We start from the raw sequence: 21,594 nt of genomic DNA, 5'->3' as shown, positions 1-21,594 counted from the left end.
CGAAATCGGGAACGAAGCGATCTCCTCCCGCTCGTTCCAGATTTTTGCATACAGGTCTATATCATGGACCAATTATTTCGCATAACCGATTTTTGCCATGCAATCGGCTTTATATCAGCGACTTGCGGCGAAAATGCGATCCATATTGTGGATCGATGTCGCTAGTCGCGTCTATTTATGGTTGCAACAAGACATGTGGCAGCGCCGAGGCAATCTCCCGATCACTCGCAATCGAGAAGCCAGTATCATCGAATTCCATGCCCGCAGTGGCTGCTTCGCACGAGACGATCACTGTCGTTTGCGCGGCACGCGCGTGTGCAAGAACGGCCGCAAGCAAGTCCCGGTCCTTGCAGACATCGAGGTCGTCGACTAGGAGCACGGCCGCTGATCGGACTAGCGCTCGTGCGGCACGGATCCGGGCGGCCTGCATTGCACCGACGTGAGGAGGCTCCAGTCGCCTGTCTGTAGGTTCATCGACTGCCAGGCCGCACAGCGAGGCCGTGGCGATTATCTCTTCTTGCGAGGTCGCTGAGGGCGCTCCCAGGGCAATATTGTCGAGCATTGTTGCCCGCACCAACGGGATCGTCGGCGACAAAACGGTGATTGCCCGGCGCCGGTCGCGTTGCGAAATCTTGTTGACGGGGATGTCATCGAGGAAAATCGCCAGGCCGCTGTTTTCCTCGAAACCTGCGATGCTGGAAAAAAGCGCGCTGCGTGCTTCAGGCGTATCACCGCCAAGCAGGATCGACGCGCCGGGCGCGGCCTCCAGCACTTTTGACGGCGTGCCGTTTCGGCAATGAAATTCGATGCGCAGCCGCCGGCCTGACGTCGAGCGCGGCAGGGGAACTGGATTCACAGGATCCGCAAGCACCGGCCTTGCCAGGATGGAGGCAATCCGGCGGCGGGACTCGACATAGGCAAGCCGATAATCGGCGGCGCGAGCGAGGTCGGAAAGCTGGCCAACCGTCAGCCCGGCGAGGAGCAATAGCGTGCTGAGATCGCCAACGAGAATCGCCGGGCGGCCCGAAAACGCATAGGCCACGAGGATGACGACGATCACGGGCATGACGAAGTCGCTGGACGCGCGCGCAGCCCCCGACCACCCTGCCCGGCGAACGAGCCACATGTTGAGCGCTTCCGACATCCGGTCGATCTTGCGTGTGGACGTTCCGCTTTTGCCGAAATGGGCAAACGCCGCCCGGGCGGCAACGATGTCGCCGAGACGGCCGGCAAGCCGTCCCCGCCTCCGCCGGCCTTCGCGGATGGCCTGGTGAAGAAACGGCAGGGCAACAAGACAGACGATCGACCAGGCAAGAACGCCGCAAAGCAGGAACGGCGCAACCCCTGGGGCAAGCCAGAAAGCGCCAAGCACGATGAGAACGACGGAAGGACCCCCAACAAAGAGGGAAGCCACGCCGTCGGCCAGCCAGGATCTGATGGCGGAGAGGTCGGTGACGAGGCGGGTCATTACCAGGCCGAGACCGGTCCGGCCGGCGCCAGGCGGCAACGCGAAGAGTTGCTCGACCAGCAGTCTGCGGACCTCGCGCACATAGTCCAGTGCAAAAGCTGCCCCCTGTCGGCGCTGCATCACCCCGAGTGCGAAGAGCGCGATGCCGAGCGAAAGGCTGGCCACGATCAGCCTGCCCTGCCCGAGCGGCTGCGGTTCCCCGGAAACCGCCGCACCGACGATGGCGACAAGAGCGAGCGACGTGGCGGCCTTGGCAAAGCCGATGGCGACAAGAACCGCAAGGGCGACCAGTCGCGTGCCGATCAGGATTCCTGGTAGAGGCATTGTGCACCTCCAGCGATCACCATCAGGCGCGGGTTCAATATCCCTGAGACTATGCTTGCCGCGGTCGCCGGATCGGTGAGTTCCTTGACGCCATAGACAGGGACGTTGGCAGCGCCTGCTTCCCGGCGCGCCAGCGGCGAGCAGGTCAGGAGTCCGCTGAGCCCGAGCACGTCGTATCCAAGCTCGCGCAGCCTTTCGCAGCCCGCCACCGCCCCCATCGCATCCGCCTGCGGCAAACAGCACGCCGCCGGCCAGTTCCCGGAATTGCGGGGACTTTGCCAGCGCGGCCGTCTCGGACTGGAATAGCCCATCCGCGACCTCCAGAACCGCGATCTCCGCCCCGGTGGCGGCAAGAGAATGCAGCAAATGCTGCGCGCCCTCGACGATGGCATCGATTGGGGCAAGATAGGTCGTGGCAAAGCCGGCATCAGTAAAATCAAGAGCGGCGCATGCTCCGGCATCCATCATCGACCAGAGATCATTGCCGGCTCCGGTTCCGGTCACCTTTGCCGCACCAACTGCAAAACCTGCCCTGGTCAGACCACGCACGAGGCTTGCAGCTGTTGTCGTCTTGCCCGAATTCATCGACGTTCCGAAGACAACGATTGTCGGCGGGGTGAGCCGCGCCGGCTGCGGCGCGACCGTAAAGTCTGCAACGTTCAGAACGCGGCCGCATGAGTTGGTGACGAGGCCGAGCGGCACGATCGCAGTCGGAGACATGGTCTTGTCGTGCCATGCCAACGCCCGCGAAGCCACTCCGCCTGCCGCCACCATATGGCACGGTCCGAGATCTGCCGGCACGATCGCCTCGAACTGATCAGGGGCGTAGCGGTTGCCGTAGGCCAGGACGACTTCGTCCGTCGCGGCAAGTGCCGCCTTGCGTCCCGAGGGCAGTTCGACCGACTTGTGGTGACCGAGCGCCTCGATCCGCGCGAGCACCAAGTCGCCTGCCTTCGGTTCGGCGGGAGGCGCAAGCAACATCCGCATGCGCTCAGTGGGAATTCGGCGGGTCGTGAAAGCCCGCTTGGCCTTCGCGATGCGTTCGCAGTCAAGAATTTTCCATTGTGGTCTCTCCGGTCACCAAGGGGCGCTGTTACGTGGGGGAGAACGCGGTCGAACCAGGATTATTCTCGGTGGAGTTGCAATTCTTTTCGCCACGATGGCGTAGACCCAAGCCGCGGGGCCTACGCACACGCCGCGCGAAGCAGCGGACGAGAAACAGGCGTGCGGTCATAGCGGACGGCAAGTTCGGCATAGACCGCATCGTTGATCAGCAACGGCCCATTGAGGCTTGCCGCCTCAAGCCGGTCGATCGACCAATCCGCCCAGTTCGCATCGTCCGTTACAGGATCGAGCCGACCAGCGTCACGCGTCGCCACGCGTCAGCGCCAGGATGGCGTCGGTGTCGAGGCCCTTGCCGGCATGGCCGCGCAATTTCGCGAAGCGGCTCGCGGGCTGCTTCTTGTCACTACGCACAATCACCACATTGCCGTCATCGGTGCGGCGGAAATCAACCTTGCTGCCCGGAACGATTCCGAGCAGGTCCCGGACCGGCTTCGGGATGGTCACCTGTCCTTTGGCTGTGACTGTGTTGGTCATCTCCGCACCTTGGTAGTACCCATTTTCGGTATTATTATGTGGACCGAATTTCAACCTCCACAAGCGGCTGCCGAAGCCGTGATTTTGTGGCTTGTTTCCCCGGGGCGCGCCTGTCGACGTCGTAATCCGCAGCCACGCACCCTATTTACGCCGCATGAATGACATTACGAACAGACGCGCGCTTCTACTCATCAATCCAAAGGCACGACGCGGGCAGGAATCTCTCGCACCGGTCGTCGAGCGGCTCGAAGCCGGAGGGCTCCGCGTCAGCGTCGAGACATTTGAGGCACTGCCCGAGATAGCACGCGACATCGTGCGCCTTCGCCATAGGGCCGATCTTGTGATCGTGTGCGGCGGCGATGGCTCGGTGTCCTCGGCGGCTGTCGCGGTCATGGAAAGCGGGCTGCCGATGGGCATCATTCCGATGGGGACGGCGAACGATCTGGCGCGTACCCTCGAAATACCGTTGGATCTTGGGAAGGCGGCCGACGTGATAGTAGAGGGCGGACGACGTCTGATCGATATCGGAACCGTCAATGGCCACGCTTTCTTCAACGTCGCGAGCATCGGCCTCAGCACCGATCTTGCCCAGGGGCTGGATCCGGCGCTGAAGAAGCGTTTCGGCAGGTTTGGCTATGCCCTGGCGGCCATGAAAGTGTTGACCAAGGCCCGCCACTTTGAAGCAAGGATTACCGAAAAAGGCGCAACGACCGAAGTCGAGACCTACCAGATAGCGGTCGGCAACGGCCGCCACTATGGCGGCGGCAACGTCGTCGAGGAGACGGCGGAGATCGATGACGGCCATCTCGACCTGTACAGCCTGGAAATGACGAATCTCTGGAAGATGGCGCTCTTGTTGCGCTCGTTCCGCTCCGGCACGCACGGCGCCTGGAGCGAGGTTCGCACAGCCAGATGCGTCGAGTTCGACATCGAGACGAAAAGGCCGATGCCGGTGAACACTGACGGTGAGATCGTCACCTCGACCCCGGCGCATTTCAAGGTCCACCCGAAGGCAATTTCGGTGTTCGCGCCTGCCGCCGCGCGCATACAGCCCCGCACAAAGGTGCTTGGTGACGCGGTCAGCGCAAACAGCGGCTAGACTGGCGATCAAGCGCGCGTCGAACAAACCCAATCGCCCGCGGTCATCTCTCGATCAGGAGTGATCTGGCAACAGCAACATAGCCTTCCGGGCATGTCTTCGATCATTGCTTGACGAACGCGCCCGTGTAGGTCTGGCCGGCAAGCCTGACGGTTCCGGCCAGGGTTCTGTCGGGCCGCATGACAAAACTGACGTCTGCGCCACTCGGCAGGCGCTCAAGCTTCAACGTAGTCCCCACAATTCTTCCAACGCCGGCGGCCTCTCCCGGATGGTTGTCGCCCAGAGTTCCCCACGCGTAGGTGACCGTCACCTTGCCATTGGAAGAAATCGTCTGAACAGCAAGTTTGGCGTCATACATCCCCTCCAATCGTCCGGCCCATAGACCCGAAAAAGCAGCATATTTTGTCGGGACGGTGTTGGCAGGGGGAGTGACCGCCACGGATTGATCAATGATTGCCGAGTCGGAAGGAACAGCGGCAGGATCCGAGGCGGTTTGGGCAGGAATGGATCCAGGTCCTAACGCAGGTTCGACAGTGGGTCGCGGCGTTTCAGGGGCCGATTGGCACGCGGTTATGGCAAGCGCCGCGAAGCCAAGCATTGCGTTGCACATTCGGCGTGCCATCATCTGGTGCCCCGGCCATCTCTGAATCTAGCGCAGGCTAACCTTATCGCGCGTTTTCACGACCTCTGTCCACCCAAGATGTCTCGTAGAACAGCAGTTCGTCGAGGACGTGCAGCGGTCGAAAGCGAACGCTTCCATTCGTCGCCAAAGTAACCGCCTTGGCGTCTGAAAATGTTTTTAATTCAATTATTTACGCTAGAATTTTGATCTATTTTCCAGGCTTTTGGCTTTCGACCACAGACGCTCTAAGCTGCTATCGATGCAGTCGCTGCCGTTTCGGCGGCAACGCCGTCCACCATGACATGACCGATGCCCCGCGAGCAGCGCTCGATCCTCGCCTCGACGCGGTACACATCACGCAATAGCGCCGGGGTGACGACCTCTTCCGGCGTGCCGCAGGCGACCATCCGGCCCTCGGCGATGACGATGCATTTGTCGGCGAAGCGCAGGGCCTGATTGAGGTCGTGAATTGCGATCAGCACCGCAATCCCGTGCTTGCGCGCAAGCCCGCGCATGAAGGTCAGCACCTCTACCTGCCGGTGCAGGTCAAGCGCGGACGTCGGCTCGTCCATCAGCAGGATTTCAGGTTCGCGAGCCAGGGTCTGGGCAATGCTTACCACCTGCCTTTGCCCGCCGCTCAATTCTCCGACGTTGCGAAAGGCAAGATCCGAGATGCTGAGCGCGGCCAGGATGCCGTCTATGAGTGCGAGGTCGCCGTCGCTGACCGACCATGCCGAGCCCTGCTTGCGGGCGAGCAGAATCGATTCATAGACGGTCAGCACCGCGTTGGCTGCCGTATCCTGCGGCATATAGCAGATGCCGTCCGGCCCCTTCACGGCTCCCTCGAGGCAGACGCGTCCCGGGCCCTTCAGAAGTCCTGCGATGCGCTTGAACAGCGTCGACTTGCCCGCTGCGTTGGGTCCGATCACGGCGACAACCTCGCCACCCCGGAAAATGGGAGTTGAAACATCCGAAAGGACGAGCCGCGCCCCGTGGAAGGCTCCGAGACCATCGAGCCTGATCGTTACCATGAGCGCCTCACATTCGAGAGGATCAGCGAGATGAAGAAGGGAATGCCGATAAGCGAGGTGACGATGCCGATCGGGAAGATCGTGCCCGGAACGAGCGACTTGCTGGCAACCGAACTCGCCGAAAGGATGAGCGCCCCCGAAAGCGCCGAGGCGGGCAGGAAGAAGCGCTGATCTTCTCCGATCAGCATGCGGGCGATGTGCGGACCGACAAGCCCGATGAAGCCGATCGTGCCGACGAAGGCGACGGGAATGGCAGCAAGGAGGCTCACCATCATCATGGTTTCAAGCCTGAGGCGTGCGACCTTGACGCCAAAGCTCGCGGCCTTGTCTTCGCCTAGCCGCAGCGCCGTCAGCGCCCAGGCGCGGCGCACGAATATCGGAAGTGTTGCGAGAAGGATGAGGCTGGTGATGATGAGCTTGGGCCAGGTGGCTTTGGTGAGGCTTCCCATCGTCCAGAACACGACCGCGGCGAGCGCCTGCTCGGAGGAAAGATACTGGACGAGCGACAGCAGCGCATTGAAGGTGAATACGAGCGCGATGCCGAGAAGCACGATGGTTTCGACCGTCACGCCGCGCTTGAGGCTCAGAAGGTGGATGACGAGCGCGGTCAGCATCGCCACCACGAAGGCGTTCAGCGGCACGATATATTCGATCGCGGCCGGGATCAGCGCGACGCCGAAGGCGAGCGCGAGGGCTGCGCCAAAGCTGGCCGCCGCCGAAATGCCGAGCGTGAACGGGCTGGCGAGCGGATTGTTGAGGATTGTCTGCATCTGCGCACCGGCGACCGACAGTGCTGCGCCGACGACTACAGCCATCAGCGCGATGGGAAGCCGGATGTCCCACAACACGACGCGCACCTGAAGCGGCACACTGCCGGGAGAAACCAGGGCGAGCACCACCTGGTCGAGGCTATAGCTTGCGGGCCCGAGCGCGAGGTCGATGCAGAGGCTCAGCAGCAGCGCCAGGGCGAGCCCCGCCAGGATCAGCTGCTTGCGCAGGACAAGGGCGCGGTAGAGCCCGCGCCCTTGCTTGGCTGACAGTGCGGCCGGTTCACTGCTCATCGGAGAGCGAGACCCAATGGCCAGGCGTGTACCCGACCGGCAGGAACTTCTCATGCAACTCCTTGAAGGTGGCCTCGGCGTCGAGATCGGCGAACAGGTCGGGATGCAGCCATTTGGCCATCTGCTGTATGGCGACGAACTGATAGGGGCTGTTGTAGAACTGGTGCCAGATGGCGTGGACCTGCCCGTTCTCCACCGCCTTGATGCCGGTTAGCGCGGGCCGCTCGGTCAGGCCCTTGAGTTTCTTCAGTGCCGCGGCTTCGTCGGCGCCGGGACCGACGCCGACCCATTTGCCGCCCGGCACATAGGCCTCCCAATTGCCGCCCGTCACAATCACCTGGTCGGGATCGCTGGCGATGATCTGTTCGGGATTGAGCGCGCCAAACGTGCCCGGGATCAGGTCGGCCGCGATATTGGCCCCGCCGGCCATGTCGACGAACTTGCCAAAATTGTCGTTGCCGAAGCTCATGCAGCAATCATCGGAATAGCCCCCGGCGCGATCGATGAACACGGTCGGGCGCGTGGGGTTCTTCTCTGCGATCACATCGGTGACGCGCGCGATCTGGGCCGCGCGGTAGGCGATGAACGCCTCGGCCCGCTGTTCTTGGCCAAGCAGCTTGCCGATCAGGCGCATGCTCGGCTCGGTGTTGGTGAAGGGTTGCTCGCGGAAATCGACATAGACCACCGGAATGCCGACGGCGGCGAGCTTCTCGATGTATTGCGCGTCCTCGGTTGCCTGCTTGGACTCGATGTTCATGATCATCACGTCCGGGTCAAGTGCGATGGCCTGCTCGATGTCGAAGGTGCCGTCCTTGAAACCGCCGAAGGTCGGTATCGCCGCCATCGACGGGAATTTTTCCAGATAAACGGCGTAATTGTCCGGATCGGCCTGGGAGAAATCCTCGCGCCAGCCAACGATGCGCTTGAAAGGGTTGTCGGTATCGAGCGCGGCGATCAGGTAGATCTGCCGGCCTTCGCCGAGGATGACCTTCTCGACCGGCGTCTTCACCTCGACCTTGCGGCCGGCAATGTCGGTGACGGTCTCGGCGCGCGCGCCTGGGGTAAGCGGCATCAAGGCCGCGAGCGCGACCGCGGCCGCAAATATCGATTTCAAAATCATTGGGCTCTCGCAATTCAGTTGCCGGCCCCGCTTATGAAACATGAGTTGTATAATCAAGAATTTTCTTTTAGAGCAATTCCAATGTAGCCACTTTGGGGAGTGCGTTTCGGGCAATGACGGCTCACGCAAACTATTCGCTGCGCGACGAGATTCGGGACTATTGGTCCGACCGCGCCGAGACATTCGACCTGCAGGTCGGCCACGAGATTTTTTCCGAGCAGGAGCGTGCCGCCTGGCACGCGCTCTTAACCACACACCTTGGACCAGGCGCCGGGCGGGCGTCTCTGGATCTCGCCTGCGGGACTGGCGTCATTTCGCATCTGATGCACTATCTGGGCTTTGTGGTGACAGGCCTCGACTGGTCGGAAGCCATGCTTGCCAAGGCGCGCGCCAAGGCACAAAAACGCGGCGCCGATATCCGCTTCATCGTGAGGGATGCAGAACGGACGCTCGAGGACAGGGCGAGCTACGATGTCATCGTCACCCGTCACCTGGTCTGGACGCTGCTGGATCCGAAGGCGGCCTTTGCCGAATGGTTCTCGCTGCTGAAGCCCGGCGGCAGGCTGCTGGTCATCGACGGCGATTTTGTCAGCCGCAACTGGGCGACGCGTATGCGGGAACTTTGGGAGAAGCTCACGGCCGGCAAGTCCCAGGTCTCGGACGATGACGGCGCCGCCATGGCCAGACGTCACCAGAACATTCTTGCCCGTGTCTATTTCTCAGGCGGCGCACGGGCGGAAGAGATAGTTCGCTTGCTGGCCGAAGCCGGGTTCGAGCAGCCGGTCGTGGACTGGAAACTGGGCGCGATCCATCGCGCCCAGGCTCGACGGATGAGTTGGCCCAAGGCGCTCGAACGCGCCACTCAACACCGCTTCGCGATCTGCGCGACAAAGCCGCAGTAAACGCCTCGGCGTTGCCGCATCGGTCGCTCCATGCCACCTTAACTGCCACCGCCGCCGTCGCTCTCCCCGCGAACGGAGCGGTGTCGCGCTCGACGACGATGTCCGACGTGCCATCAAAGTCGATCCATTATACGCGTTCGCGCCTTTTTTTCTTTTAGTCGAGGATGCGTATAAAATCGAATATACGCAATCACGTATATTGCCGATCTATACGTCTTCGCGTATATTGTTTATTGGAGGTGCTCCATGACCGAGCAAATCGCCCGAACAGAAAAACAACTCGGCGCCATTTTACGCCGCGTCCGCAAACAGGCCGGCCTTACCCAAGGCGGACTGGGTGATCGCATTCACCTGCGCCAGGGGACAGTGTCACGCCTCGAAGCCGGAGAGCCCGCGGTCCAGCTGCGGACGCTGATGGCTGCGCTCTCGGCGCTCGACTTGGAACTCGTCATCCGACCACGCACCAAGGGCAGCGCCGCCGACATCGAGGACCTGTTCTGATGGGACGCCCGCGCGCCCACGCTCCGCTCAACGTTTTCCTGAACGGCCGCCTTGTCGGCGTCATGCGGCGTGAGGCGACAGGCGCGGTCGATTTCAAATATGCCGACGAGTGGCTGGCATTCCGCGGCACCTTCCCTGTATCTCTCTCGCTGCCGCTGCGGGAGGACCGCTACATCGGCGAGCCGGTCATCAACGTCTTCGACAACTTGCTTCCGGACAGCAGCGATATCCGCAAGCGCGTTGCTGAAAGAGTCGGCGCAGCCGGTACCGATGCCTACAGCATGCTAGCCGCACTTGGCCATGACTGCGTCGGCGCACTCCAGTTCCTGCCGGACGGCGTCGATGCCGGACTCGCCGGAGAAGTCAACGGCAAGCCGGTGACCGACGCCGAGATCGCCGACATCGTCAAAAATCTCGCTTCCACTCCGCTCGGCATGGGCGAAGACGAAGATTTCCGTATCTCGATTGCCGGCGTCCAGGAGAAAACGGCGCTGCTGCGCAAAGACGGTCAATGGTTCAAACCGATCGGCACGACAGCCACCACCCATATTCTCAAACCGCAGATCGGCCGCCTGCCGAACGGCATCGACCTGTCGAACAGCGTCGAAAACGAATATCTGTGCCTCAAGCTGGTGGAGGGAATGGGCGTTCCTGTCGCCCGCGTCGAGATCGCTGATTTCGGTAAACGGCGAACGTTGATCGTCGAGCGCTTCGACCGCATCTGGACAAGAGACGGACGCTTGCTGCGCCAGCCGCAGGAGGATTGCTGTCAGGCCCTCTCCGTGCCGCCGACCAGAAAATACCAATCAGAAGGTGGGCCGGGCATGCGCGAGATCATCAACCTGCTCAAAGGCAGCGATACGCCAGACGCTGATATCCTGACATTTATGCGGGCCAGCATAATTTTCTGGCTGCTGGGTGCAACGGACGGACACGCCAAGAACTTCAGCATTTTTCTGTCGCCCGGCGGCGGCTACCGCATGACGCCCCTCTATGATGTGCTGAGCGCACAGCCAAGCCTGGATTTGCACCAAATCCCACGAAAGAAATTCAAGCTCGCAATGTCTGTCGGCAAGAGCAACCACTACGCCTTGCACGAAGTTGTACCGCGCCATTTCCTGCAGACGGCCGACCTTGCCGGCGTTGGAAAACCGGCAATGCTGTCGTTATGCGACGATCTGGCGGCAAATGCAGAACGCGCGGCCGCAGCGGTTGTCGACAAACTCCCCAAAAGCTTCCCGGACCCGCTCGTCAAATCGGTGATGACCGCCATTGCCGACAGAGTCCGCCTTCTCGCCGATGTGAAATCCTGACGCCATGCGTTGGCAGGACCGACCTTCCCCTACCAGCCTGCTTCAGCTGAAGCCTTCTGTCGCCTCACAGGAGGCACGACAGGCCGGTCGCGTCAGCTCAGATGCGCCACCGAGGATTATTTCTTCTGGTTGGCGTCCTGCAGGATCATCTCCGATGCCTTCTCCGCGATCATGACCACTGGAGAGTTGGTGTTGCCGGAAACGATCGTCGGCATGATCGAAGCATCGACGACGCGCAGGCCGGAAATGCCGTGCACCCGCAGCCGGCCGTCGACCACTGCCGTCGAGCCTGCGCCCATCTTGCAGGTGCCGACCGGGTGGAAAATCGTCGTGCCGATATCGCCGGCCTTGCGGACGAGTTCTTCGTCGCTTTCATAATGTGCGCCGGGAAGCATTTCCTCAGGCGCGAAACGGGCAATGGCGCGCGCCTTCATCAAGCGGCGGACGTGGCGGAGCGATGCCACAGCCACGGTCCTGTCTCCCTCGGAAGACAAATAGTTCGGCCGGATCTTCGGAGCCGCCTGCGGATCGGACGCCTCCATGTGGACGGTGCCGCGGCTTTCCGGTCTGAGATTGCAGACCGAAACCGTGACCGCGGGGAAGCGATGCAGCGGCTCGCCCAGCCGGTCAGTGCTCAACGGCTGGACATGGTATTCGAGATCGGGCGTCTCCAGGCGTGGGTCGCTCCTGGCGAAGATACCAAGCTGGCTCGGCGCCATCGACAGCGGTCCGCTGCGACGGATAGCGTATTCGACGCCCATAGCCGCACGGCTGAACAGATTGTGGTAGCGCTGGTTTAGCGTCGAGGCGTTGGCGACCTTGAAGACTGTGCGGATCTGCAGATGATCCTGCAAGTTCTCGCCGACGCCTTCCAGCGCGTGGCGAACCGGGATTCCTGCTGCGCCAAGCACGGCAGGTCGGCCGACGCCGGAAAGCTCGAGCAGCTTCGGCGAATTGATCGCGCCGGCGGCAAGGATCGTCTCGCCTGCCCGCGCACGATGCAGTTGGCCACCCATGCGAAAGACAACGCCGGTAACGCAAGCTCCGTCGAAATCCAGCAACTCGGTCTCGGCGCCGGTGACGACGCGCAAATTCGGCCGTCGCAGCGCGCTGCGCAGGAACGCCTTAGAGGTATTCCAGCGCACGCCTTTCCTCTGGTTGACCTCGAAATAGCCCGACCCTTCGTTGGTCCCTCCGTTGAAATCCTCGGTCCGGGGGATGCCGAGTTCCTCGGCAGCATCGCGGAAGGCATCCAGGATTGGCCACGACAGGCGCTGGCGCTCGACGCGCCATTCGCCACCGGCGCCGTGAAGGTCGTTGGCGCCACCAAAATGGTCCTCGGACTTGCGGAAATACGGAAGCACGTCATCCCAGCCCCAACCGAGATTCCCGGCTTGCCGCCAGCCATCATAGTCGGCCGCCTGGCCACGCATGTAGATCATGCCGTTGATCGACGAGCAGCCGCCCAGAAGCTTGCCGCGCGGATAGTTGAGCGCACGACCGTTCAGCCCGGGCTCCGGCTCGGTCTTCATCAGCCAATCGGTGCGCGGGTTGCCCATGCAGTAGAGATAGCCGATGGGAATGTTGACCCAGTGATAGCGATCGCTGCCGCCGGCTTCCAGAAGCAGCACGCGCATGCCTGGATTGGCCGACAGTCTGTTGGCCAGCACGCAGCCGGCTGAACCCGCGCCGACGATGATGAAGTCGTACTGTCCAAAATCGGCAGCGGTCTGTGTCAATTGGACGTCCGTTCGCTTGCCATCCTGTCCCATAGCGGACCCATGGCCTTGTTGATCTCACCATAGAGACGATAGCGCCGCTCATAGACCGGTGCGATCGCGCAATTGGGCTGGTAGCATCGGTCGGGCGCGGTCATCGCGGCGGCGCCCGCAGAGAAGTCGGCAAATAAGCCGACGCCTGTCCCGGCTGCAATCGCAGCTCCCAGCGCACCTGTCTCACGGCTGCGCGCCACGGTCACCGGCACGTCCAGCACATCTGCGAATATCTGCGGCCAAACGGCGCTGCGCGAGCCGCCACCCGAAAGAACCGCCTGGCTGACAATGGCTCCCGCTCGACGCAACGTCTCGACATGGCGCCGGTGCTCGAAGACGACGCCCTCGAACAGTGCGCGCAGCATATGAGCCCGCGTGTGCCAGCCGGCGATGCCGTAGAAACCGGCACGCGCTTTGCCATTCTGCTGCGAGCCGTAAAGGAATGGGTGGTAGATCGGCATGTCTCCCGCGGGATCGACGGAAGCAACAAGCTCGCCGCAGATCTCGAATGGCGATGCGCCTGCCGGCGGCGCATGCTCGAAGAACTCACGCACGATCCACTCGAGATTTGCGGCCGAAGTGGCGCTCGATTCGATGGCGAGGTAGCGCACCGGATCGAACGTCGACAGCATGAAGATCGACGGATCGCGGATCGGCTCCTGGGTGATAACCTGGTTGATGCTCCAGGTGCCGGCAATGATCGAGGCGGCGCCGGTGCTGGTGACGCCCGAACCGATGGCGCTGGCGACGACGTCGAACAGGCCCGCCACCACAGGCGTGCCCGCAAGAAGGCCGGTGGCAGCGGCGACATCGCGCGTGACATGGCCGGCGATGGCGGAGGCTTCCAGCACGTTCGGCAGCAGTTCCATGCAATCGTCGAGACCGTAGGCGGCCAGCAACTCAGGCTCGTAGCGTCGGCCGGGCATGTGCAAAAGCCCGCAGCCCGACATATCCGAGGTCTCGGTCGAGCGCGTGCCGGTGAGGCGGTTGACGATAAAATCCTTGCACAGGAAGACGGTGCCTATTTTGGCAAAAAGTGCCGGATCATGGCGCTTGAGCCACGCCAGCAGAGTCGGCGTCTGCGCCGCCCAGGGCCGTTGCAGGCAGTGGATATAGGTCCGGTCGCCAACGCCTGCGGCCGCCCATTCGCTGACGATGCCGACGCCGCGCGTGTCGAGCGACTGGATGCCGAGCAGCGGGTCGCCGCCGCGGTCCAGCGCATAGAGCCCGTTGCCGTGGCCGGCGCAGCCGATCACCGCGATCTCGCGGGGGTCGATGCCCGACTGGTCGAGGCACTGGCGGATGACCTCGACGGCGTTGCGCCACAATTCGCCGAGGTCCCGCTCGACATGGCCGGGCTCTGGCATGCAGGAACGGCCGTCGCGAGCGGCAAGTGCGAGTTCGCGACCGGCTGTGTCGAAGATGATGGCCTTGATGACGGTATTGCCCGCATCAAGGCCAAGAATGTATCGCTGCATTGAAGCTCCTCCCAAGCTGCAAAGATTATTCTTGCTGGTAGAGCTCCCAGGCCGCCGCGCCGTCCGCATTCTCATGGATGATCGCCATCAATCCTCTCACGACGGCACGAGGGTTGGAATGCTGGTATATGTTGCGGCCATAGACCATGCCTGCCGCGCCTTGTGCCATCAGCGCCGCCGACTTGTCGAAGACGGCGCGCAAATCCTCCCTGCCCCCACCGCGCACAAGGACAGGACAGCGTGCCGCAGCCACCACCCGGTGGAAGTCGTTCGGATCGGTCGTCGGATCCGCCTTGATGATGTCGGCGCCCATCTCGCTGGCGAGCCGGGTCAGGGTGACGATCTTTTCGGGGTCGCCGTCGACCATGTAGCCTCCGCGCTCTGAATTGGGCAGCATTGCCAGCGGCTCGATCATCAGCGGCAAGCCATATCTTTCACAGTCGGCGCGAACCCTGGCAATGTTGTGGACGCATTGCCGAAACAGGTCCGGCTCGTCGGGCGGCATGAATAGATTGACGACCACGCAGGCCGCGTCCATCTCCAGCGCGCCGATCAGCGGCTCGGCTTCGTTCTGCAGGATGGCCCACATCGAGCGATGGCGGGTTTTGTTGTATGGATTGCCCATGTCTATGCGCATGACCAATGCCGGCTTGTCCTTGCCTGGCAGGGACTGCAGCAGATCGGCCTGGCCATAATTCATCTGAATGGCGTCCGGTCCCGCGGCGACCAGTTGGGCGACGACGCCAGCCATATCCTCCAGCCCTTCCAGGAACGTCGGCTCGTTGCATACGCCATGGTCGATTGCGACGTCGAGACAGCGCGCCCCGCCGAACAGCCGGTTCATGCGGACTTTCTTGTTGATGCGCATTCGGCGCTCCTTCCTTGGTCTTTTTGCGATAGCTGGTCGAGATCGACGCCATGCTGGCGCTGCAGCAGGGCGAGGAAATCGGCGCGCTCGAATGCTTTGCGCGCAGCGTCCCAGCTCTTTTCGACAGCGAGAATATCGAGAACCGCGTCGAGAAGATCGGAAGAGAGAGCACCGGTGATGGCGATTGTCGTGCGGCGGAGCAGCAGGTCCTCCAGCTGTTCGACATATTCATTGGCGATGAGATACTGAATTTCCCGGGCCGAGTAGTCGCTGCCAGGCAAAAGCTCGTCCCGTCCCGCTGCCAAAAAAGCGGCGACGGCATCCGCCACGGTGCCGTAGCGCTCGAACAGGCTGCGCATGCGGTCAAGCGACAGGCCATGCACCGCCGCGCGCTCTGCGCACCATTTTTCGGGGGCCATGGGAAAATGCCGGCCGCCGCCGATCGGCATGTTTTCGGTGCCGACGATGCGCTGTCGGCACAATCGCTCGAGTACAATATCCGCTGCCAGTTCGCCGAACGACCGGAAGGTTGTCCATTTCCCGCCGATCATGCACAGCGTCGGCGGCACCATACCGGCGCCCTCGATGAGCTCGCAGAAATGATCGCGGGGAATGCGCCCGGTAAAACTGTCCCGGCTTATCGGTAGCGGCCTCACCCCGGTGAACTGAAAGACGATGTCGGTATCAGTGATCTCGATCCCGGGAAACACGAAGGACAGGGACTGCCTGATGTATTGCCGCTCGTCGTCCTCGCAGCGCGCCTGGTCGGGATCGTCGGCACGGATATCCGTCGAGCCGACCAGCACATTGCCGAGATAGGGGAACAGGATGCAGATCCGGCCGTCCTCGTTCTCGTAATAGATCATGTGGCCGTCGAGGGCGTCGTGAAGCTCGCGATTATCGACGATCAGATGCGATCCTTTGGTGCCACCCATAAATTTCGGCGCGACGGCTCCGATAGCCGAATTGGTCAGGTCGATCCAGCCGCCTGTGGCGTTGACGACGAGCCGCGGCTTCACGGCAACTGTTTCGCCAGACAGTCCGTCGTTAAGCGCAAGGCCCGCGTCACCGAGCGATACGCGTGCATAGTTGAGCGCTCGAGCCGATGGCTTTTCGTTCATGGTGTCGCGCAGCATCTCGGTACCCAGCCGCTCGGGGTGGCTGACCCAGGCGTCATAGTATGTCGCCGAATTGCGGATAGCAGGATTGATTGCAGGCCAGACCTTGAGTGTTTCAGCACGGCTCCTGAACTTGTGCGTCGGGACGATACGCCGTGCGGCGGTGAAGAAGTCATACATCGCCAGGCCGGTCTTGATGACCAATGCGCCGCGCCGACCCGGACGACGGCTTAGCCCAAGGAATCGGAATGCGCCATTTGCGATGCCTGAGAAAAGGTCGAAGACAGGCACTGTGGTTGGCAATGGCGCAACGCAATGCGGCGCGTTCTTCAATAGCCGATCGCGTTCGAGCAGAGATTCGCGGACCAGCTTGAACTCGCCGTTTTCAAGGTAGCGCAAGCCACCATGAACCATGCGCGAGAGGGCTGCGCTGGCGCCGCAACAATAATCGCCCTTTTCGGCGAGCAGGACATCGACGCCCTGCAAAGCGAGCTCGCGAAACACGCTGATGCCGTTGATGCCGCCGCCTATCACGAGGACGTCAACATCGGGGTTCTCGCGCAAGCCGGCGATCGTCTGGATGCGATTCATCTCAGGACGCGCTTTCGATCACGCGTCTATCGCTACGAGATGCCCGGCCACCGCCGCATCGATCGTCCCCAGTTCCGCCGCGCTCAGCAAGATCTCCCCTGCCCTGGCGTTGTCGAGCGCCTGCGTCGCGTTTCGCGCTCCACACAACGCGAAGGTGATGCCGGGTTGCGCCAGCGTCCAGGCGATGACGATCTGCGTCATGCTTGCCTGGTGGACCTCAGCGACCGGGGCCAGGGCATGTTTCAGCGCGGCTACCTTGCGCCGGTTGGCCTGAGAGAATCGAGGATTGTCCTTGCGCTGGTCGTCGCCGCTGAACTCACGCGCCGGATCGATGGCGCCCGAGAGCAGGCCGAGTGCAAGCGACGAGTAACTGAGTGCTGCAACTTGATGCTGGCGCGCGATCGGCAGCAATGTCTGCTCGATGTCGCGATCCAGCATCGAATATCTTTCCTGGATCGCGTCGAGCTGGCCAGCGGCGACATACTGCTGCAGCTCGGCAGCATTGAGATTGCTGGCGCCGATGGCGCGGATCTTGCCAGCGGATTTGAGGCGTTCGAGCGCTTCCATTGTTTCGGCAATGGGTGTCGTCGGGTCCTGCCAGTGGGTGATGTAGAGATCGATATAGTCGGTGCCGAGCCGCCGCAGGCTCTGTTCCACTTCATAAGCGATGCCGTCGGCGCCCAGATATCGGTTCACCGGCGTTCCATCCTGATCGAAGAAGTGGTTGCCCTTTTTCGAATGCCAGTTGAGGCCACATTTGCTGGCGATGACCGCGCGGTCGCGCCGGCCCTTGATGGCCTTGCCGACGATCTCTTCGCTGCGGCCAAGACCGTAAGCCGGCGCGGTGTCGATCAGCGAAACGCCGGCATCGAAGGACGCCTGGATGGCGGCGATCGATTCTGCTTCATCCGTGCCACCCCACATCCAGCCGCCGATGGCCCAGGTGCCGAGTCCCACCGCCGAAGCGACAACGCCGGACTTGCCGATTGAGCGGGTGATTTGTCGATTATTCATGCTGCATTTCCTTCGGCGAGCTCGAGGATCTTCAAGCCGGTGGTTTCATCGGTGACGAGAGTGTCGAGGTGAGAGCCGCGCATGGCACTGAGGATCGGGACCACCTTGCTGGCGCCGCTTGCGACGCCGATCGACTGCGGAATGGTCGCGAATTCCTCGAGCGTCAGCGAGACCAGTGAGCGGTTGAGGCTGTAGTCGGCGAGCTTGCCGTCGCCGTCTATGAGATGGGCAAGCAGCTCGCCCGCCGCGCCCGACCGCTCGATGGCCAGCCGGTCGGCGCTCGAGGATGGGTGCAGATCGTAGTAGCTCGAATCGTCGGCCAGGATGGAGCCGATGCCGACGACCGCAAGCGTTGCTTCGCGCGCCTTGTTGAAGACATCCGAAACCGCCCGGACGCCCATCAGCATGTCACGTTGGGCCGGGCTGTCGGCAAACAGCGGCGCGTGGATCTGATAGGCGCGGCCGCCGAGCTTGTCGGCCATCAGAGACGCGACATGATTGACGTCGGTGTAATGCTTGCCCTGGACCAGGCCGGTCGCGGGAACAACCTCGACGTCGTAGCTGCGGTTCGGCTTGAGGCCAGCGACGACGGCACTCACCCCCTTGCCCCCGGTAATGGAGATCGTGTCACCGTCCTTGATCGTCTCGAGCACCAGCCTGGCCGCGGCCTCACCGACACGCTGAAGCGCAGTCTGCGGATTGTCCGAAACGGAGGGGACGACGACGGCCCTTTGGAATCCACCGATCGCGACAAGTCTCGCCTCGATGTCGATCAGTTGCTCGACCGGCGACTTGATCTTGATCTCGACAAGCCCGAGTTGATGACCGCGTTTGATGAGGCGGTTGACGGTCGCATGCGAGATGCCGAGCTCCTTGGCGATTTCCGCCTGCGTCTTGGCTTCCATGTAATGAAGCACAAGCGCCTGATACATCTGGCGGACGATCGTGACGTCGTCCCGCGAATTGGGTGGTGACATGATGGATGCTCAACTCTCGCGCTGCTGCTCAGGACTTCCTGCGGTGCAGGAAGTGGTCGATCGATACCGCCGCGAGCAGGATGCATCCCTTGATCATGTCCTGCCAATAGACGGAAACGTCGAGCAGGATCAGCGAGCTTGTGACGACCGAGAGCAGCGCCATGCCCAGTATGGCGCCGAAGATGGTGCCCGAGCCGCCATTGAGCGATGCTCCGCCAATCACCGCCGCGGCGATGATGTTGAGCTCCATGCCAGCGCCGAAGGTCGGGGTCGCAGCGCCAAAGCGTGACATATAGATGATGCCGGCAAAGCCCGCGAGGGTGGAGCACAGAACCGTGACCCAGAATTTGACCTGCTTGGTCTTGATGCCCGAAAATTGGGCCGCCTTCTCGTTGCTGCCGGTATAAAAGACCTTGCGGAAGGCCGTGGCACGCCGAAGCAGAAAATCGAATATGGCCACGACCACAACAAAGATGACGATGACATAAGGCACATTGCCGAAGCTGCCCTGGCCGATCGCCTTGAACCCGGGCGGCAGGGTGAACAGCGACAGCGGGGTTCCCTTGGTAATGACAAGACAGAGACCGCGCACGATCACCATCGCCGCCAGCGATGTGATGAAGTGATTAAGCCCGATAACGGTCACGAAGAAGCCCATCACCGCGCCGATCAGCGCGCTGGCGCCTATGCCGATGAGGCTCGCGGTCCACGGGTCCAGACCCATCAGGAACAGAGCGCCTGACACGACCATGGAGAAGCAGACCACCGACCCGACGGAAAGGTCGATGCCGCCGACAATGAGGAGTATCGTCATGCCGACCACGACGATGCCTTCAATGGAGAAGCTCATCAGCATGGCGCGGAAATTTCCCCAGGTCAGGAAATGCGGCGAAGCGAATGTCATGGCGATGCACAGCGCCAGCATGATAGCGATCAGCCCCGCCTCGCGCATCGACCCAAGACGCAGCCAGTTGCGCCCGCCAAGCCCGGGGGCGCTGGCCTTGATTTCAGCGTCCATGAGGGTTCCTCCGGTCTGTCTAAGCGACATTCTGAACCTGCCTTGCGTTTGATCGTTGCTGCCGCAGACCCGAAGCCAGCAGCATGATTGCCTCTTCGGTCAATTCGTCAGCCCCCAGTTCGCCGACGATGGCACCTTGGTGTATGACAAGCACCCGGTCGCTCAGTCCGATCAATTCCGGAAGCTCGGATGAAATCACGATGACGCCGACGCCCCGCTCGGCGAGATCGCGAAGCAGGCGATGAATTTCCACTTTGGCGCCGACATCGACCCCGCGTGTGGGCTCGTCCAGAATGACCACCTTGGGGCCGACCGAAAGAAGCCTGGCGATGGCGACTTTCTGCTGGTTGCCGCCGCTGAGCGTCGACACCTGTGTCTCGATGCCGCCCATGCGCACACCGTGGCGCACGACCAGGTCGGTGGCTTGCTTTGCCTCGGCGCGGCGATCGAGCAGCCCAAGCGGCGTGGTCAGCTTCCGAAGGTCGAGCGCGGAGATATTGGATGCAACCGACAGGTCGAGGAACAGGCCCGACGCCTTGCGGTCCTCCGAGAGGTAGACGAGGCCTGCGCGCACCGCATCGCTGTAGGTCCTGATGCTGACCGGCTCGCCATTGAGTTCGACCGATCCCGACACTTTCGGGCGCAAGCCGCAAACAGTCTGGACCATCTCGCTGCGACCGGCGCCAATCAACCCGCCAACGCCAAGAATTTCGCCTGCTCGAAGCGTGAAACTGACGCCAGCGGAACCCTGTCGATAGGAGAGATTTTCGACCGACAGCACAGGGCGGTCGGTACGCCGTTCAGGCGAGAGCTTTTGCGGATAGAGCTGCGTGATTTCGCGCCCGACCATCTTGCGCACGACATCATTGGGAGTGACCGAAGCGATAGAATCGGTCGCTACGTATCTGCCGTCACGAAACACCGTGACGCGGTCGCACAGGCTGAAGATCTCCGCCATGCGATGGCTGATGTAGATGATTGAAATTCCGCGCGCCTTGAGATCGCGGACGATTGCGAAAAGGCGCTGCGCCTCGGTCTCGGTGAGCGCGGCCGTCGGCTCGTCGAGCATCAGCACCCGGCATTCGAGCGTCAGCGCCTTGGCGATTTCCACAAGTTGCTGGTTGGAAATAGAAAGATCGGCGACCGGCGTCTCGACCGGGATCGGTGCCAGCAGGTCCATTATCTTCTGCGCATCGGCGTAGAGCCGGCGAAAATTCATCAGCGGCGCGCGCCGATTGTTGACGGCCGCCATGAGGATATTCTCGGCCACCGTGGCATCCTGGCAGAGCGCGATTTCCTGATGGACGAGGCCTATGCCAAACCGCTGCGCGGCGGATGGCGATGTGATGGTGACGTTCTTGCCTTCGAGACGAATGGCGCCTTCGTCGGGTTGCACAATGCCGGCGATGATATTCATCAGCGTGGACTTGCCCGCACCGTTCTCGCCGCACAGCGCATGAATTTCGCCGCGCTGCAGCGTGAAATCGACCCCGGTCAGCGCTTTGATGGCGCCGAACGATTTCGAGATGTCGCGGATTTCAAGAATGGCGGCGGCAGTCACTCCGTCCCCCCTGCAGCGTTGGAAATTGATGATATGGCCCGGGTCGAGGGGGGGGGGGCGCCCCCCCCCCCCCCCCCCCCCCCAACCCACCCGCCGGGGCGGGGGGGGGGGGGGCGGAGAGGACGCCGTGCGCCAGCCCCGGGGGGGGGGGCGGACA

At 62.2% G+C, this 21,594-nt stretch carries 19 protein-coding genes; 4 read left to right on the top strand and 15 right to left on the bottom strand.

The genetic code is table 11. The annotated features are described in order from the left end of the window. Window positions 1–175 precede the first annotated feature (175 nt). From AC0L18_RS20040 to AC0L18_RS20030, 3 genes are all read right to left on the bottom strand, one after another. Window positions 176–2,773, bottom strand: coding sequence for an ABC transporter transmembrane domain-containing protein (locus AC0L18_RS20040; RefSeq protein WP_473493863.1), 2,598 nt, complete (start codon window positions 2,771–2,773; stop codon window positions 176–178). Between the two features lie 203 nt (window positions 2,774–2,976). Further along, a complete protein-coding gene (locus AC0L18_RS20035; protein WP_473493923.1) occupies window positions 2,977–3,171 on the bottom strand; it encodes a hypothetical protein in 195 nt (64 codons plus the stop codon). After that, window positions 3,158–3,391, bottom strand: coding sequence for an AbrB/MazE/SpoVT family DNA-binding domain-containing protein (locus AC0L18_RS20030; RefSeq protein ID WP_091589924.1), 234 nt, complete (start codon window positions 3,389–3,391; stop codon window positions 3,158–3,160). The genes AC0L18_RS20035 and AC0L18_RS20030 overlap by 14 nt, the downstream gene beginning before the upstream one ends. Window positions 3,392–3,545: 154 nt before the next feature. On the opposite strand from AC0L18_RS20030, the gene AC0L18_RS20025 reads away from it, so the two are divergent. Beyond that, a complete protein-coding gene (locus tag AC0L18_RS20025) occupies window positions 3,546–4,490 on the top strand; it encodes a lipid kinase (protein ID WP_091589922.1) in 945 nt (314 codons plus the stop codon). A 103-nt stretch (window positions 4,491–4,593) separates the two neighbouring features. Here AC0L18_RS20025 and AC0L18_RS20020 read toward each other — a convergent pair whose 3' ends face one another. The 4 genes from AC0L18_RS20020 to AC0L18_RS20005 form a co-directional block, all read right to left on the bottom strand. Next, window positions 4,594–4,848 (bottom strand): hypothetical protein, encoded by a 255-nt coding sequence (locus AC0L18_RS20020; RefSeq protein ID WP_236388104.1) that lies wholly within the window; start codon window positions 4,846–4,848, stop codon window positions 4,594–4,596. 509 nt (window positions 4,849–5,357) lie between these two features. After that, the gene (locus AC0L18_RS20015) at window positions 5,358–6,143 is read right to left on the bottom strand and encodes an ABC transporter ATP-binding protein (RefSeq protein ID WP_287227321.1); all 786 of its coding nucleotides are present in this window, start codon (window positions 6,141–6,143) and stop codon (window positions 5,358–5,360) included. Next, a complete protein-coding gene (locus AC0L18_RS20010) occupies window positions 6,137–7,204 on the bottom strand; it encodes a FecCD family ABC transporter permease (RefSeq protein ID WP_027156395.1) in 1,068 nt (355 codons plus the stop codon). Before AC0L18_RS20010 ends, AC0L18_RS20015 begins: the two co-directional genes overlap by 7 nt. Next, on the bottom strand, window positions 7,194–8,324 hold the full coding sequence (locus tag AC0L18_RS20005; protein WP_473493862.1) for an ABC transporter substrate-binding protein: 1,131 nt from the start codon (window positions 8,322–8,324) through the stop codon (window positions 7,194–7,196). The genes AC0L18_RS20010 and AC0L18_RS20005 overlap by 11 nt, the downstream gene beginning before the upstream one ends. A 113-nt stretch (window positions 8,325–8,437) precedes the next feature. Here AC0L18_RS20005 and AC0L18_RS20000 point away from each other — a divergent pair, with 113 nt between their 5' ends. From AC0L18_RS20000 to AC0L18_RS19990, 3 genes are all read left to right on the top strand, one after another. Continuing rightward, the gene (locus tag AC0L18_RS20000; protein ID WP_473493861.1) at window positions 8,438–9,226 is read left to right on the top strand and encodes a class I SAM-dependent methyltransferase; all 789 of its coding nucleotides are present in this window, start codon (window positions 8,438–8,440) and stop codon (window positions 9,224–9,226) included. A gap of 246 nt (window positions 9,227–9,472) precedes the next feature. Beyond that, window positions 9,473–9,727 (top strand): helix-turn-helix domain-containing protein, encoded by a 255-nt coding sequence (locus AC0L18_RS19995; RefSeq protein WP_091589911.1) that lies wholly within the window; start codon window positions 9,473–9,475, stop codon window positions 9,725–9,727. After that, entirely contained in the window at window positions 9,727–11,040 is a 1,314-nt protein-coding gene (locus AC0L18_RS19990; RefSeq protein WP_473493860.1) for a type II toxin-antitoxin system HipA family toxin, read from the top strand. The genes AC0L18_RS19995 and AC0L18_RS19990 overlap by 1 nt, the downstream gene beginning before the upstream one ends. Before the next feature lie 116 nt (window positions 11,041–11,156). Here AC0L18_RS19990 and AC0L18_RS19985 read toward each other — a convergent pair whose 3' ends face one another. Genes AC0L18_RS19985 through AC0L18_RS19950 form a run of 8 tightly spaced genes read right to left on the bottom strand, consistent with a single transcriptional unit; the run spans window position 11,157 to window position 21,437 of the window. Next, on the bottom strand, window positions 11,157–12,779 hold the full coding sequence (locus tag AC0L18_RS19985; protein ID WP_473493859.1) for a GMC family oxidoreductase: 1,623 nt from the start codon (window positions 12,777–12,779) through the stop codon (window positions 11,157–11,159). Continuing rightward, window positions 12,776–14,290 carry an FGGY-family carbohydrate kinase gene (locus AC0L18_RS19980; protein WP_473493858.1) on the bottom strand — a complete coding sequence of 505 codons (1,515 nt, stop codon included), beginning with the start codon at window positions 14,288–14,290 and terminating at the stop codon, window positions 12,776–12,778. The genes AC0L18_RS19985 and AC0L18_RS19980 overlap by 4 nt, the downstream gene beginning before the upstream one ends. A gap of 25 nt (window positions 14,291–14,315) precedes the next feature. After that, window positions 14,316–15,158, bottom strand: coding sequence for a class I fructose-bisphosphate aldolase (locus AC0L18_RS19975; protein ID WP_473493857.1), 843 nt, complete (start codon window positions 15,156–15,158; stop codon window positions 14,316–14,318). Continuing rightward, window positions 15,131–16,867 (bottom strand): glycerol-3-phosphate dehydrogenase/oxidase, encoded by a 1,737-nt coding sequence (locus tag AC0L18_RS19970; RefSeq protein ID WP_473493856.1) that lies wholly within the window; start codon window positions 16,865–16,867, stop codon window positions 15,131–15,133. Before AC0L18_RS19970 ends, AC0L18_RS19975 begins: the two co-directional genes overlap by 28 nt. Window positions 16,868–16,885: 18 nt before the next feature. Continuing rightward, window positions 16,886–17,881, bottom strand: coding sequence for an aldo/keto reductase (locus AC0L18_RS19965; protein WP_473493855.1), 996 nt, complete (start codon window positions 17,879–17,881; stop codon window positions 16,886–16,888). Next, window positions 17,878–18,858, bottom strand: coding sequence for a sugar-binding transcriptional regulator (locus AC0L18_RS19960; protein WP_473493854.1), 981 nt, complete (start codon window positions 18,856–18,858; stop codon window positions 17,878–17,880). The genes AC0L18_RS19965 and AC0L18_RS19960 overlap by 4 nt, the downstream gene beginning before the upstream one ends. 28 nt (window positions 18,859–18,886) lie before the next feature. Further along, complete coding sequence (locus AC0L18_RS19955; RefSeq protein ID WP_128172110.1) at window positions 18,887–19,876, bottom strand: ABC transporter permease; 990 nt, start codon at window positions 19,874–19,876, stop codon at window positions 18,887–18,889. Window positions 19,877–19,895: 19 nt separating this feature from the next. Beyond that, entirely contained in the window at window positions 19,896–21,437 is a 1,542-nt protein-coding gene (locus AC0L18_RS19950) for a sugar ABC transporter ATP-binding protein (RefSeq protein WP_473493853.1), read from the bottom strand. Between the last annotated feature and the right edge of the window lie 157 nt (window positions 21,438–21,594).

This window comes from Mesorhizobium sp. WSM4819 (assembly GCF_055811215.1).
This window is presented reverse-complemented; position numbering and strand designations above follow the sequence as displayed.

Coding starts and splice junctions, on each gene's coding strand:
- AC0L18_RS20040 (WP_473493863.1), bottom strand. CDS start 2,773: ATGTTGCTTGCGCCTCCCGCCGAACCGAAGGCAGGCGACTTGGTGCTC.
- AC0L18_RS20030 (WP_091589924.1), bottom strand. CDS start 3,391: ATGACCAACACAGTCACAGCCAAAGGACAGGTGACCATCCCGAAGCCG.
- AC0L18_RS20025 (WP_091589922.1), top strand. CDS start 3,546: ATGAATGACATTACGAACAGACGCGCGCTTCTACTCATCAATCCAAAG.
- AC0L18_RS20020 (WP_236388104.1), bottom strand. CDS start 4,848: ATGTATGACGCCAAACTTGCTGTTCAGACGATTTCTTCCAATGGCAAG.
- AC0L18_RS20015 (WP_287227321.1), bottom strand. CDS start 6,143: ATGGTAACGATCAGGCTCGATGGTCTCGGAGCCTTCCACGGGGCGCGG.
- AC0L18_RS20010 (WP_027156395.1), bottom strand. CDS start 7,204: ATGAGCAGTGAACCGGCCGCACTGTCAGCCAAGCAAGGGCGCGGGCTC.
- AC0L18_RS20005 (WP_473493862.1), bottom strand. CDS start 8,324: ATGATTTTGAAATCGATATTTGCGGCCGCGGTCGCGCTCGCGGCCTTG.
- AC0L18_RS20000 (WP_473493861.1), top strand. CDS start 8,438: ATGACGGCTCACGCAAACTATTCGCTGCGCGACGAGATTCGGGACTAT.
- AC0L18_RS19995 (WP_091589911.1), top strand. CDS start 9,473: ATGACCGAGCAAATCGCCCGAACAGAAAAACAACTCGGCGCCATTTTA.
- AC0L18_RS19990 (WP_473493860.1), top strand. CDS start 9,727: ATGGGACGCCCGCGCGCCCACGCTCCGCTCAACGTTTTCCTGAACGGC.
- AC0L18_RS19980 (WP_473493858.1), bottom strand. CDS start 14,290: ATGCAGCGATACATTCTTGGCCTTGATGCGGGCAATACCGTCATCAAG.
- AC0L18_RS19975 (WP_473493857.1), bottom strand. CDS start 15,158: ATGCGCATCAACAAGAAAGTCCGCATGAACCGGCTGTTCGGCGGGGCG.
- AC0L18_RS19970 (WP_473493856.1), bottom strand. CDS start 16,867: ATGAATCGCATCCAGACGATCGCCGGCTTGCGCGAGAACCCCGATGTT.
- AC0L18_RS19965 (WP_473493855.1), bottom strand. CDS start 17,881: ATGAATAATCGACAAATCACCCGCTCAATCGGCAAGTCCGGCGTTGTC.
- AC0L18_RS19960 (WP_473493854.1), bottom strand. CDS start 18,858: ATGTCACCACCCAATTCGCGGGACGACGTCACGATCGTCCGCCAGATG.
- AC0L18_RS19955 (WP_128172110.1), bottom strand. CDS start 19,876: ATGGACGCTGAAATCAAGGCCAGCGCCCCCGGGCTTGGCGGGCGCAAC.